Annotated in this window: 14 protein-coding genes; 6 read left to right on the forward strand and 8 right to left on the reverse strand. The window is 63.1% G+C overall.

Translation table 11 applies throughout. The features are described from left to right. Positions 1–22: 22 nt before the first annotated feature. A complete protein-coding gene (locus tag CI785_RS17675; RefSeq protein ID WP_276308037.1) occupies positions 23–154 on the forward strand; it encodes a hypothetical protein in 132 nt (43 codons plus the stop codon). A gap of 147 nt (positions 155–301) precedes the next feature. Here the strand turns inward: CI785_RS17675 and CI785_RS15600 are convergent, their stop codons facing one another. Together CI785_RS15600 and CI785_RS17230 are read right to left on the reverse strand one after the other, a co-directional pair. Beyond that, positions 302–910 (reverse strand): DUF1349 domain-containing protein, encoded by a 609-nt coding sequence (locus CI785_RS15600; RefSeq protein WP_240615237.1) that lies wholly within the window; start codon positions 908–910, stop codon positions 302–304. Positions 911–1027: 117 nt separating this feature from the next. Next, the gene (locus CI785_RS17230; RefSeq protein ID WP_157940300.1) at positions 1028–1747 is read right to left on the reverse strand and encodes a hypothetical protein; all 720 of its coding nucleotides are present in this window, start codon (positions 1745–1747) and stop codon (positions 1028–1030) included. Positions 1748–1839: 92 nt separating this feature from the next. Between CI785_RS17230 and CI785_RS15610 the strand changes: the two genes are divergently transcribed. Next, positions 1840–2904, forward strand: coding sequence for a hypothetical protein (locus tag CI785_RS15610; protein ID WP_105032989.1), 1065 nt, complete (start codon positions 1840–1842; stop codon positions 2902–2904). Between the two features lie 320 nt (positions 2905–3224). Here CI785_RS15610 and CI785_RS15615 read toward each other — a convergent pair whose 3' ends face one another. The 5 genes from CI785_RS15615 to CI785_RS15645 form a co-directional block, all read right to left on the reverse strand. Continuing rightward, positions 3225–3626 carry an ankyrin repeat domain-containing protein gene (locus CI785_RS15615; protein WP_105032990.1) on the reverse strand — a complete coding sequence of 134 codons (402 nt, stop codon included), beginning with the start codon at positions 3624–3626 and terminating at the stop codon, positions 3225–3227. Positions 3627–3965: 339 nt separating this feature from the next. Then, the gene (locus CI785_RS15620; protein ID WP_240615238.1) at positions 3966–4172 is read right to left on the reverse strand and encodes a CGNR zinc finger domain-containing protein; all 207 of its coding nucleotides are present in this window, start codon (positions 4170–4172) and stop codon (positions 3966–3968) included. A 20-nt stretch (positions 4173–4192) separates the two neighbouring features. Next, positions 4193–4522, reverse strand: coding sequence for a hypothetical protein (locus CI785_RS15625; RefSeq protein WP_157940301.1), 330 nt, complete (start codon positions 4520–4522; stop codon positions 4193–4195). Between the two features lie 421 nt (positions 4523–4943). Then, positions 4944–5384 carry a hypothetical protein gene (locus CI785_RS15630; protein ID WP_105032993.1) on the reverse strand — a complete coding sequence of 147 codons (441 nt, stop codon included), beginning with the start codon at positions 5382–5384 and terminating at the stop codon, positions 4944–4946. A 1317-nt stretch (positions 5385–6701) separates the two neighbouring features. Then, complete coding sequence (locus CI785_RS15645) at positions 6702–7439, reverse strand: helix-turn-helix transcriptional regulator (protein WP_105032996.1); 738 nt, start codon at positions 7437–7439, stop codon at positions 6702–6704. 278 nt (positions 7440–7717) lie between these two features. Between CI785_RS15645 and CI785_RS15650 the strand changes: the two genes are divergently transcribed. The 4 genes from CI785_RS15650 to CI785_RS15665 all read left to right on the forward strand — a co-directional run bounded on the left by CI785_RS15650 (position 7718) and on the right by CI785_RS15665 (position 12420). Beyond that, positions 7718–8530 carry a hypothetical protein gene (locus CI785_RS15650; RefSeq protein ID WP_105032997.1) on the forward strand — a complete coding sequence of 271 codons (813 nt, stop codon included), beginning with the start codon at positions 7718–7720 and terminating at the stop codon, positions 8528–8530. Beyond that, entirely contained in the window at positions 8527–10389 is a 1863-nt protein-coding gene (locus CI785_RS15655; RefSeq protein ID WP_105032998.1) for a coiled-coil domain-containing protein, read from the forward strand. Before CI785_RS15650 ends, CI785_RS15655 begins: the two co-directional genes overlap by 4 nt. Before the next feature lie 495 nt (positions 10390–10884). Further along, on the forward strand, positions 10885–11313 hold the full coding sequence (locus CI785_RS15660; RefSeq protein WP_205753650.1) for a class F sortase: 429 nt from the start codon (positions 10885–10887) through the stop codon (positions 11311–11313). Positions 11314–11943: 630 nt separating this feature from the next. Then, entirely contained in the window at positions 11944–12420 is a 477-nt protein-coding gene (locus CI785_RS15665) for a DUF7793 family protein (protein WP_105032999.1), read from the forward strand. A gap of 9 nt (positions 12421–12429) precedes the next feature. Here CI785_RS15665 and CI785_RS17235 read toward each other — a convergent pair whose 3' ends face one another. After that, positions 12430–12585, reverse strand: coding sequence for a hypothetical protein (locus tag CI785_RS17235; RefSeq protein ID WP_157940302.1), 156 nt, complete (start codon positions 12583–12585; stop codon positions 12430–12432). Positions 12586–12652: the final 67 nt, after the last annotated feature.

Consider the following 12652-nt stretch of genomic DNA (forward strand, 5'->3'; position numbering starts at 1 on the left):
AGATGAGGTCGACCGTAACTGCATGTTGGTCATCCACCTGTGGCCAGATGGAGCCCGAAGGGTGGAGCTCAACGCCGTCCACCTATGGGTGAGCTCCGGCGCCCTCGTGGTCTCTGGACGGCTGTGCAGGCGCAAGACGCTCTACATGCGCTGATTTGTAGAAATATAGATCTATCGAGATCTGTAGCGCGTGGTTGGAGATGGACGGCGCGTGGCCGTTAGCCGATTTGCTTACAGACGATGTGCGATCATCTGGTCAACTCAGCACGTCTCGTACGCCCTACAACTGGGGGTGGCGACTCTAGGCGTGTTCAGGGTGCAGCGTCGCATCTGCATCGGTTTCAATCCACCCGGTGAACGTGGTCGCGAGGTGAGCCCGAGTGGGAGAGGCACAGAATGGGCCTGCCGCGGCAGCCGCGGTTTCATCCAGAGGGGCGACACGGATGAGCCGGAAAGGCTCATCTCCAGCGCGGGCTCTGATGGTGACGGCATTACCGGCCCTGCTAAGCCGCACTGTGACTTCCCGGTTAATCCACTCGGGGACAGGTGCCACTGACCAGTCGGAGACCCCATGTGTGACGACGGCACCAACCTGTGGGATGCCGTCGGACACCTCCACGCCGGCTTTGATCCACACAGATTCCGAGACGTGCAGATAGATCCCTGCCTGGTCGAACTGCTCGGTGTAATCCAAAAGGAATGAGACCTCTACCGCGCCTTCTACGGGGAACGGTGCCAGCAGGGCGTGCGCGCTGTCATGGACGAAGCCGTAGGAGGTGTGCCTCCAGGCGTCACTGTTCTCGGCTGCGGTTACCAGCAGAGTCCGGCCATCAGCGACCACGCTCACGGGCGGGTTGCGCCACGTACCCCGGTTCCATACATCGTGGGCTTCTCCAGTTGCTGGTGTCACGTCACATCCCCCACATCGGTCGCTCAATTCATCAGCTCTATTCAAGCAGTGGCACATCCGATAAGACGGTGAGGGTGCCGCTGAGGGAGCCCTCAGCGGGAATGCCAACGGCCGGCGTTAGGGTGACTCCTCATGCCGCCTCATGTGTTCCTGGGCAGCAGCATGCATGGTGCGGAACTTCTCGCCTGACTCCACGGCCGCAACAACAGCCGTGTCCTCATCACGCTGAAGTGCGTTGATGACGTCCTGGGGCAAGTCGTTCTCGGCGGCGAGGTACCACCGCGCGACAGGTGATCCCGAGCGCACGATCCGACGGGCGCGATCATGCTCCACCGGAAGACCCTCCGACGGAGTGTCGAGGCGCTCGATTTGGAAGTGCAGGTGCGGCGGTGCACGGTAGCGTCCTGGCTGATAGGCGGGACTGACGTTCAGCGAGATCCGGGCCGGACCGCCGCTCCACATGACCCAGTCAGGCCCAAGCCCGTTCCACTCTGCCCAGCGAGGGTCGTCCAGTGACCAGGTCGGCCAGCCGGGGCCAATCCCGTGACGGGACACACCTGCGAGCCGATCGAGTCGTCGCGCAAGGTCCTGGCCTGCTGTGAAGACCGTTGCCGCGTCCTCGTCGGTCAGGAAGACCGCGAGATTTGGTGCGTGATCCGAGGAAAGCAATGACCAGGGCGGTTCATCAGGGCAGTGCCAGTGTCCTCCGTCGATTGAGCGGATCCAGCCTGTCGCGCCGATTTCGGCTGCGAGGGAGTCGGCGTCGGAGAGTAAATGTCCCACCACCGCCGAATGACTCAAGGACAGTACTTTGTCGAGAACTGCGTCGGTCGTCATCCCGCTAGTCAGTCAGCAAGCTCTCCACGTGTCAATGAGCTCACCGGAAGGCGATCCTCTGGTGAACGCGAGCTCGCACGTAGGGTGAACAGATGAATGTGGGGGCGGATGTGCTGTTGGCAGGGCCTCGTGGGAGACGCTTGTGCCTGCAACTGGTGACGGAGCTGTACCCGTCGATCAGGTCCGCCGTGTTCTGGCTCGCCCATGATCTAGATCCGGGCAGGGGAACGTCCCGAGTACTGCTGACTGCCGCCTCTGGCGACGACGCTGAGATGCCGCCGCGGCCTACCCTTGCTGATCTCATCGCCGCGCTGGCCTCGTTCGATGTCATGCGGGCTGGGCCCGAGGCCATCGATCGCGCGTTGGCTGAGGCGGTCGACACGTCCCGGCCCTGGCAGGAACCGGACGGGGAGGACGTCCTCGCGGCGATTCCCGAGGTGACAGCTGCCCTCGCCCCACTCGCCCACCACATCATCACGTCACCCTCCAGTCAGTGGTGGTCGCACGACCGGCAACTCGAGCAATGGGCCATCGACTGGCGATCACCCGATGATCCAGCACCTCTACCCCGGGAACCATCACCAGCCCTGGCTGCGTGGGCCAGTGAGGCTCGAGCCGAGGAGTCTCGGGCCGATGCGGAGCGGCCCCGAGATCCTCACGCCCCCTGGTCGGGTACGTGGTGGTCCTTCCCGCAAGGAACCCTGCACACGGTCGGGCGGATACCGCTGGGCCTGAAGCTCATCGAGGACTCCTTCCGCGAGGAGCACGCAACCGTGATCCCCGTGCGCGGTACCGGCCGCACCTACGAAATACGCAGTGGTGAGGACTGGGTGTCCCTGTGCCGTGAACACCCCTTGGAAGTCACCGCGTCCCGACGTCATGACTGGTTCCGTTGCACCGGACACGATGGCAGGTGGGTGATTCCGGACTGGGAAAAGGTCGCGGAGCGGTGGGACGCGGTGCACCTGACAACCCTGGCGTACCTCACGAGCGCCAACTGTCCGCTGCACGTCGACGCCGACACGTCTACTGTCATCGCCGGGTGGAACCCCGACACGACCATCTGGCTGACCGAAGCCGCACGCGAGTGGGAAGACCCACGCCAGCACTGGCAACGCTCTACCAATCAAGAGACCTGGACAAGAACCATCAGCTAGTCCGCCGGACGCCTTTAAGCCTGTCCCGCAGGAAGATGGTTCACCGGACGCTCCCTTTCGTGGCACATGACGCAAGCTGCCCCCTGTCACTGAGGTGACAGGGGGCAGTATGTTCAGAGGCTGGGCACCGTTCCCAATCGTTCGCACCGAAGCTGGTGACCTTCGCCCTCCTGAGGTTCTTAACCGGCGTAGCCCTCGGTGGAATCACCCCGACCGTCGTTGCAACCATTCGACGCCTCGTGCCCGACACCAGCGTCGGATTATTTCTCGGCTACTACGGTGTCCGCCCAGTACCTCGGACAGGTCACCGGCACCGGCGATCAAGTGAATAGGGTCTGCATGTCTCTTAGATCGAATTGCCGGGCCACAGCGATCGCACTTTGGGGTCCGAGGTGTGGATCTGCGCCGGCCCGGAGCAGAGCGCTGACTATTCCCGCATCGCAGCGGAACGTCGCGGCTGCGAGTGCGGTCTGACCCATGTCATTTACCCGGCTGGTGTCCGCGCTTGCACTGAGGAGCGCTGATACCGTGTCTGCCCGTCGATTGTACGCCGCGAGGATGAGCAGTGTGTCGCCTCGAGAGTTCGTCAGGTTCACTGGGATACCCGAACTCACAAGGCTCATGAGCTCATCAGTGTGTCCCTCCCTTGCGAGCTCGAAAACCGAGTCCAGGAACTGCAGTTCGGCGTCGGTGAAGTCGGGCTTCGCCCTAGTTTCGTTCATCTTGCCCGCGCCCTCTCGCCCGAATTCATACCCTTGAACCTCCGCTAGTACGCCGCGAATGGCCCCGCAGGCGGTGCCTGCGTGACGAAGCTATCAACAAGCCAGGCTCCGCCGACTGACACAAAGCCGAACGTAACAGAACCCGCCACCATCGGATAGAAGTGGAACATAGAAACCGGTTCCGCTACAAGAATCAGCCACTTCTCGTGTGAGTCGCAGCGGTAAGTGGCGCGAAGGTCGCAACGCTTTATGGCCGATCGCTTGATTCCGCAGAACCGTCCGTATCCGACACGGTTACGAGCGGGGAACTGGGATGTGGCGGCCGCGTGCCGGGGTGTTTCACACGGTTTGCGCGTTATGGAGTGAGCGTTTGCGTGTGTAGGCGCGTGCGGCGCGGACCCGGTCGCCGCAGCGAGTGGAGCACCATTGCCGTCGGGCGTGGGTGCGGACGAAGAACCGCTGGCAGGGGTCCGCTTCGCAGGGAGCGAGCTGCGGGGCCTGTTCGCCGGTGAGCAGCGAGGCGGCGTCGTCGGCAATCACGGCCATGACGTGTTCCACGACCTGGGTCACGGGATGTTCGGCGCGACGGCTGAAGCCGGACTGCATGTCGAACCGCAGTAGCAGAGCGCCGGGGGCGCATCGTTATCGACCGCGTACGCGCAGTAGCCCTGGTCGTCGTTCATCACCCCTACGAAGTAGGCGACCTGATGCTGCTCAGCGACCTTCCTGACCGAGTCGGCATTCACGCTCTCATCGATGACGACGTCTGGTAACCGGTCCTCAGCGGCGGCCTCCCGATCCAAGGCCGCGATGCCGTATTCGGCACTACTGCATCCGCTGATCACGATCAGCGTTGAAACCAGGACTGTTGCCGCTGCTGCCTGCTTGAAGTGCATGATCGTCCCCCTCGATAACCGCCACAGCATTACCTGGTGATGACGCTACCAACGGGCGCAGGCACATCTGATGCGTGACTGGAAGTGCAACAGCACCATCCCGCAGGAGGATCCTCGTGTGCCCAGGCTGCCGCCGCGTCCGAGGTGTTGCGGGCGGAGCGCCAGCGACAACCCTGGGAGCACTGGAACCTGAGACCGTGCGAGGCATTGATGAACGACGCGCAGTGATCGGCGGCATCGTACTCCCGGTCGAAGCCAGCTCCCCTATGGACATGCATCCCCGACCATGCACACGCAGGTAACCCGATCCTGCCCTGATCCCGCGACGTCTACCCGTCGTAGCGAGCATCGGCCTACTCGCCGGTGTTGACCGCGCTTGTGCAGTGGTGACTCCGCTCCACGCGTTACTTGGGAAACCCTCTCAGCTCGCTTCTGGTGCTCTGGTGTCCCATGCGGTAATCGTTGATCCGTCCGCGATAACAGCGAAGTCGCCACACAGAGTTGTTGCCTGACTGGCGGCGTCCTCGGGCATCCACTCCGCCTCGAGCTGTGGTGCCGACGGCGCGGTGGCTGCGTCCTCACACTGTGCGGGAAGCTGCCCGCCCGGCAGGGTGAAGCGGGTAATCGGGCGGGCTTCGGCCGTCGTGCTGAACTTGATCTTCACGTCAGTCGCCTCTCTCGGAATCCAGTTCTGCAACTCAATGGTCCCCTCGTCCATATCACTGGCCTTGGCATAGGACGATTCCTTCTCGTGGCTCGGGTCACTGAGCCCCGCGCAGGAGGACAACGTCACCATCGACAGGAAAGCGAATCCGCCGATCATGAAGCGGCGGGGAAAGGACTGCAGGGACGTGCTATTCACGGACGAACTCCTTGGAAGACTGAAATGTGCGCTTTCCACTCTTGTCCCGACAAGCAGCCGGCGCATCGCACCCAGAGACGACCAGCCCTCCTACCCTGGTCGCACAAGGGTGCACCGCCCCTCTCGGGAAAACCTCCCCCACTCGCAGTCGAGGGTGACTCACCACTCCCTCCCAGGGCGGAGGGCCATTATGAGTAGGTCGCACCAAGCCCCGATGTGGGCAGACGTCACAGCTAGAAGCATGGAGGCAATGACAACGAAAGGTACCTCCATGGACAATCCGGCATCCCGCACCAGGAGCATCCTGAACCTCCTCAAAGTGCTCCTGATTACCACCCTCACCCCGTCGGGCACGTGGATGACACTGCTTGAAGAGGTTCCCCGGGAGCGACGCGTCACATTGACCTCACCCCCATCCCGTACTGGCCGGCAGGCGAAGGGAATAAAGCGCGGACGACACGTGCGTACCAACCAGCGGCCCCATCACGCACACAGGGCCACGCGGCCATCAGTCACCGCATGCTCGACCCCACTGACGTCCACCATCTGACATAGCGCCCAACACGCCACTGATGGCATCAGGAGCAAGGAGTGATTGCTGCTCTTGTAAATCCTCGCGGTAAGGATGGAAAATCAAACGCACCAAGCCCATGACCACGAGCACAGCTGACGTCACTCGAGTCCGAACCAGCATCGGGCCTGAACCTGAATACGCGGGTATTCGGCAGTCACCTCGACGCCGACCTCCATGAAGAGTTTCCTCCACCGGAGTCCCCGTGGCCGCTACGCAGAACACCTCGGAAAGCCTGGACTTGGCTGTCAAGCGGACGCTCGTGGGTGGTATTCAGAGGTTGAGGGTCCGTCCCAGGATGGCGTGTGCGGTGTCGGCCAGACTCGGGCGCCTTCGTAGGCGGTTCAGCACAGGGTCCATGAGCAGGTTTTCTAAGGAGCGCATCGAAACGTACCGGAGTGGTTCGACTTGCTCGGAAAGGTCTTCTGATCCAGAAAAGGTGCGTCACCTAGGATCATGCAGGAAAACCGGGCGCGCACTCAGGATCCCGTTGCGGTTCACCTCCATGGGTGTGGGGTATACCCGCCCGTATCGGATGATCCCGTCCTGCAGCGCCTTGTCCGGAATCTACTGGACCTATAGGGAAGCGATGCGACGGGTGAACACATCGCTCCTACCGCGCATACTCGACCCGCAGCACGAGGGCTTTGAGGGCTTCGTCAGCGCAGATGCTGAGGAGCGCGAACAGATCCTGGAATGCCGCGTGATTCATCGGCTCCACGAGTTGACCCTCCATGACTAGTCGGTCACACCGGGCTTCCGTATTCCCGCCCGGTAAGCGAGGCTACCGGACGCAAATGGCCCTGGCTTTGGTGAAATACGTCCACGAAGCCGCTTTGCACCGCGATGACCGCGAGTTCGACCCGGCTGAAGACTCCCATGGTGGTCATGATCCGAGCCAGGTCCGCTTTGATGGTGGCGACGCTGACGTGAAGGAGCTTGGCGATCTCTGCATTTGTGTAGCCTTTGACTACTTCCCGCAGGATGGTGGTCTCCCGGCCGGAGAGGGAGCGAAGGCGTGCAGCTACTTTGGGGCTGACTGGTTGCGGGCCTGGGTCGGACCGGGTCTCGTGATGGAGGGAAGTCACGTGGCCGCCGTGGTGCACGATGCGCAAGGTTGCGCCGATGTCTTGAAGACAGTCCCCGCCTGCGATGAGGATTCCCTCGAGGCGCGTCTGGCGGGTTGCCATGAGCTGCACAGCGAGGGCTTCATCGGTCAGGACCACGATCTTCAGCGACTCGTTGATGGCACGAGCAGCTCGGGCGACCCGTCTCACATCCGCTTCGGTGTTGGCGCTGAAGAGGAGCACGTCAGGGGTTTCGGCTGTAATCGCTGCCATCGTGGAGGACTCATCGGCACTTGTGCCGATGACGGTGATGAACGAACAGGGTTTGAGAAGCTGCCGTAACCCGGCGATCGTCAGGACGTCCTTTGACGCCAGATGGACCTTCACATAGTTCTGAGACCGTGCTGCAATGCGCATGTTCCCCCACCTGCCCCCCCGGGCGGCCGACGCTGGCCACGTGTTCAGTGTGCCTGACCACTCGGGTACTTTCCACCGATTACTCAGGCTACTTAGTAGCCGTTCGGCTAAAGATGTCTAGCCGCGTGGCCGTGGCGCCCGCTCCAGGGGTGGTGTGGCATAAGACCTAGGACACGTTTACAGGAAATTCTCAGGTCTCTCAGCCGATTCTCAGGTTCAACGGCGTCCTGCTGGCTCGCTTTACTCAGGAAAGCATTCTTCAAAGGGGAAACATCGTCATGGCTCAGCACAACCGACTTCTTGCCGCAGGTTCGACCGCCGCTCTCGTAGCTGGCGGTCTTTTCTTTACCGCGGCCCCGGCTTCGGCCGCACCGAATACCGCAGAGTGCCTCGCTGCCCAGGACCTGTTTTGGGCGGCTTTGGCTAACGCCGAGACGGACCAGGCGCTCTCGGATGAGTTGGGAGCAGCTCTTCAGGCCGTGCTCGTTGCCCTGGCCGAGCGTGACGCGCTCGTTGCGGCCGTTCCCGGTGACATAGAGGACGCTCAAGCCGCCTTGGACGCGGCGCTGATCGTTCTGGCCGACGCGCAGGCTGACGCCGAAGGAGCTCAAGAGGTCCTCGACGACGCGGAAGAGGATCAGGAACCCCTTGACCAGGCCGTAGGGGACGCACGAATCGATCTCGACATCGCAGTGCGGGCCCTTGCCGATGCGCAGGCCGATGTTGACGCCGCAGTGACGGCGCGGGCGAACGCTGTAACCCTTCTGGCGCAGCTTGAGGCTGACGTCGTAGCCGCTGAGAACAAGGTCACGATCGCCGTCGGTGTTCTGGCCGACCTGAACGCTGACGTCAATGCCGCCCGGGATGCCCTCGACGACGCGGAGGAAGACCAGGTGGCTCTGGACGCCGCTGTGGACGTCGCGCAGGACGCCCTCGACGCCGCCGAGGAAGACCAGGAAGCCCTCGATACCGCTGTCGCGACAGCGCGAGTGAATCTTCTTGCTGCCGAGGAAGACCAGGAGCCCTCGACGCCGCTGTCCTCGCTGCGCAGCTCAACGTCAACCGCGCGGAGGAAGCCCAGCTCGGTTTGAACGCGGCTGTCACCGCCGCAGAGACAAACCTTGCCACTGTCATCGCGGCGCAGGTCGGACTGAATGCCGCCGTCGTGACCGCGGAAGGCAATCTCGCCAATGCCATCGCTGCCCGGCCCGTCCTGGCAGGTAACGCCGCCGATCTCACGCTCCGGCTCGATGCTGCAGTAGCGGCCCTTCCCGGGTTGCAGGCCGCCGTCGACGTCGCCGCCGCGAATGTGACCATTGGTGCCAACACCGTCAGTGGACTGCAGGCCGAAGCCAACATCGCCGCTGGGGTTCTGAACGAAGCACTTGCCATCCAGGCCGGAGTGATCGCTCAAGCTCAGGGCGCCGTCAACGTAGCCAGCCAGAACGCCGCCGCCACGAACACGGCAGTCCTCACTGCGCAGGCCAATCTGGCCCTTGCGGTCGGGACCGGAGATCAGGCACTGATCAATGCCGCAGCAGCAGCCCTCGACCAGGCCAACGCGAACAACGCCGCAGCACTGACTGTCCTAGCGACCGCACAAGCAACCCTGGTGGCCGTGTCCGTGGACTCCCCGGCTGTCGTCGCCGCCCGCGTGAATCTCGCAGCAGCCACAACGGCTCTGGCCGGTGCCCAGCTGACGCTTGGCGGTCTGCAGGCCACGCTCGTCGCGGCCGTGAACGCCGATACCGCAGGCGAGACTCTCGTGGCGAACCTTCGGGCGGAGCTCGGCCTCGCCAATGGTGCTGTGGTCGCGAATGAGCAGGCCATCATCGCACTGGGGATCGAACTCGATGATGCCCGGACCGATGCGGCCGCCAATGTGCAGGCCACCGCCGCTCTCCGGGATATCCTCGCCGATGCGCAGGCCGATCAGGCTGAAGGCATCAGGACGATCGAGGCCCTCCAAATCACCCTCAATGTGGCCCTCGGTGAGCAAGCCGACGGTGCAGAGAGAATTGCGGCCCTGCGGGCAACCCTCGACGCAGCCATCGCACTCCAGGGCGAAGGCACCGCGAGAATCACAGCCCTGCGGGCAACCCTCGACGCAGCCATCGCACTCCAGGGCGAAGGCACCGCAAGGATCACAGCCCTGCAGGCGACCCTTGACGCTCTCGAGGACGACCGGGACGCCGCAGCAGTAATCCTCGCCGATCTGCGCATCGAACTCAGGGATGCTCTCGCCGTACAGGCTCAGGCTGAAGTGGACATCGACCTGGACGCCCTGCAGGAGGACATCGACGACGCCCGCGCAGCACAGGTACGTATCCAAGCGGGAATCGATCTGGTCGCCCTACGGGCTTCCCTCGCCACGGCCGTCGCAGCAGCGGCTGAAGGACAAGCCGACGTCGACGCGGCTCAGTCCGATCTCGATGCCGCCCTGATTGCGTTGGCCGCCGCCGAGGATCGTGTTGACGAAGCCCGCGACGCACTGGCCGCGGCCGCGAACCTCGAGGCGATCATCGCTGCCAACGCACGCTTGACTGCCGCAGTCGCGGCAGCGAACGAGATCCGCATCGATGCCGACGCGATCAGCATCGACCTCGGTGCCCTCGAAGACCTCTTCGACGCCGCGATCGTCGCCTGCTCCGGCACGATCACGATCGACATCGACATCGACATCGATGGGGACGGCAACGTCGAGATCATCGTCGGTGGCGGAACCGGCACCGGAATCGGTGGCGGAATCATCACCGGCACCGGCGGAACCGGCGGCCAGGGCTCGACGCTCTCCAGTGCCAACCGCGGCATGAACGTCCAGACCGGCACCGCAGTGGAGAGCACCTCCGACAGCGGAGTCCCCCTGGGCGGAATGCTCGCCGCCAGCTTCGGTCTCCTCGCTGCAGCCGGCGTCTGGGCACGCCGCTCACTCAAGATGAACGACCAGTAACCCCCCTCTCCCCCGAGAGCACTCTGATGAAGTAGATTCTCCGGCCCCGTTGAGCAGCCCCACCCTGCGAAACGGGGCCGGACCACTTCACACCCAAACCCACGAGCCAAGGACACCATGGAGCAGCAACCCCAGCAGCCCCACATTCGAGATGAACGGGAAGCGAGGAATCCCCTTCCACCCGGGTCGGCCAAGTCCCGCCGACCGCGCTGGCTGGCGTTGCCCCTGATTGCTGGAACAGGACTCGCCCTCGCTGTTGCCGTGATACCGCCAACCGCATCGGAGGGATCACCCGGAACAGACCCGTCCAGCAGCATCTCGGCCCCGGCAACACCCGTACAACCCGGCACAACCGACCCCACCGACCCGCCACCTGACGGGTCAGCACAACCTGCAACGGGTGACATCTCATCGCCGGCTGGGGGGTCGACCCCAACGCCCGAGGCTTCTCCAACCACTCCCACACTCTCGAACGATGCGTCGGCATCACAACCCTTGGCACTGAAGTTCCCGGCCGCAGACATCGACATGGCCATCCTGGCCCTGACTCCCAGCGCGACCGAACTCGCATCGCAACAACTAGTCCCCCCACTCACTCTCGACGCCTACTGGCTCACCCCCTACGGATCCCCGGGACCCAAATCAGCTGACACTACCTACATCGTCGGGCACAGCTGGGACGGCAAGGACGCCCCCTTCAACCGACTCAGCGACAAATCCCTGCTCGGCTCCGAGTTCACCCTGACCATCCAAGGAGGCGCGATCACCTACGTCGTGGACTCGGTCATCACCCACGACAAAGACACCCTCAAAGACAGCGACATCTGGAACGTCACCCCCCACCGTGTCGTCCTCATCAGCTGCTACACCGAAGATCCCTGGGGCAAGAACGTCGTCATCACCGCCCTACCCAAAAGCACCTGAAATGGCCTCGGCTCTATACCGACAGGGGTGCAGGTCTCAGATCCCCAGGGAGATTGTGCGCAGTAAAACCTGAGAGGTCGGGTTCAAGGCCGGCCATCGGTGGGTACGCTGCCGGGCTGCCGACCCTGGCGTACCTGATACTTGCCGTCCCATACCCCATACGCTCGTCAGAGGCTTTCTTCTGTTTCGGTGAGAATGACCGATATGAGACACGATAGGGACAAAGAACTTCCCGCCGATGCTGAGAACGGCTGGATCGACCGGGGCCTCACCACTCATCCTGCCAGGTAGTGGTGCATCGACCGGTTGAGACCGCCATCGTTCATCGAGACGCACTCCAGCGGGCCACAACCCGATTCAGCGGGCAATCGGGTCCGTCTCCCCCACGGGGTTGGTCCGACAAGTGAAAGCGGTTCCTCGCATCTACAACCCGCTCGTTGGAAAGTCATCCACTTGGGGCGGGTGGAACCCGAAGGGTGGAGCTCACAGCCGTGCACCTGTGGTCGAGTCGGCGGCCTTCGCACCTGTGGTTAGGATGGGGAATCCTTTGACGTCCGGCTGGTCTCGGAGCTGGTGTTGGGTTGGCATCGAAAAAGGTGAGGTCCGAACCAGATCCTGCCCCGGAGAACCATGACCAGCATCAGTGCAGCCAATACGAACTTCAGGGACTACCGGATCGTGCGCCTGGACAGGTGTGCGGTCTTCGTATCCCTGGCGCGGCCCATGTGCATCACGGAGGAGGACGCCCTCAGGATTCTGCACGAGAGCTTCGAACTCACCCAGCACCGCCAGTACGTCGTCCTGGTCGACGTGAGCATGACCATCGATGTCTCACCTGAGGCCCGGCGGGTGTTCTCCTCCGCCCGGAACATCCTGGTCGCTGCGATGCTCGGCAGCACGCCCATGGATCGGATGCTGTCCGCCCCATACGAGCACGCCGTCTACCCTTGCGAGTACTTCACCGACAAGGACGAAGCACTTCTATGGTTGCGCCTCATGCACGACACGCTCTGCCAGGACCCGGTCGAGCACACCCTCAGCCTCACCATCGACCTCGACCCTTTCAGAACCCGCCCTCAATCGTTCCCCTCGTATTCGGGTACCTGAGCGCCAGGTTCATGTCGCTTCATGATCGTCGGGTGTGGTGAGTTCGGGGATGCTGCCGACGAGGGTTCCGCTGACGGTGAGTTCTTCTGCGACGTCGACGGGTTTGCTGTTCGGATCCTCCGTACTGGACGACCGGACGTCCTCACGCTTCACCGCGTCGACCAACCTCGTCTCGTTCAGGACCCCTCAGCCTTCCACTACCCGGCGCCGTTGACCAGAGCAACAGACCAGA

Source organism: Arthrobacter ruber (assembly GCF_002954225.1).
Classification (GTDB): domain Bacteria; phylum Actinomycetota; class Actinomycetes; order Actinomycetales; family Micrococcaceae; genus Arthrobacter_D; species Arthrobacter_D ruber.

Excerpts from the sequence above, each read along its gene's own strand:
- CI785_RS15665 (WP_105032999.1), top strand. The coding sequence starts at position 11,944 with ATGACCAGCATCAGTGCAGCCAATACGAACTTCAGGGACTACCGGATC.
- CI785_RS15620 (WP_240615238.1), bottom strand. The coding sequence starts at position 4,172 with ATGGCCGTGATTGCCGACGACGCCGCCTCGCTGCTCACCGGCGAACAG.
- CI785_RS15615 (WP_105032990.1), bottom strand. The coding sequence starts at position 3,626 with ATGAACGAAACTAGGGCGAAGCCCGACTTCACCGACGCCGAACTGCAG.
- CI785_RS17230 (WP_157940300.1), bottom strand. The coding sequence starts at position 1,747 with ATGACGACCGACGCAGTTCTCGACAAAGTACTGTCCTTGAGTCATTCG.
- CI785_RS15625 (WP_157940301.1), bottom strand. The coding sequence starts at position 4,522 with ATGCACTTCAAGCAGGCAGCAGCGGCAACAGTCCTGGTTTCAACGCTG.
- CI785_RS15645 (WP_105032996.1), bottom strand. The coding sequence starts at position 7,439 with ATGCGCATTGCAGCACGGTCTCAGAACTATGTGAAGGTCCATCTGGCG.
- CI785_RS17675 (WP_276308037.1), top strand. The coding sequence starts at position 23 with ATGTTGGTCATCCACCTGTGGCCAGATGGAGCCCGAAGGGTGGAGCTC.
- CI785_RS15610 (WP_105032989.1), top strand. The coding sequence starts at position 1,840 with ATGAATGTGGGGGCGGATGTGCTGTTGGCAGGGCCTCGTGGGAGACGC.
- CI785_RS15650 (WP_105032997.1), top strand. The coding sequence starts at position 7,718 with ATGGCTCAGCACAACCGACTTCTTGCCGCAGGTTCGACCGCCGCTCTC.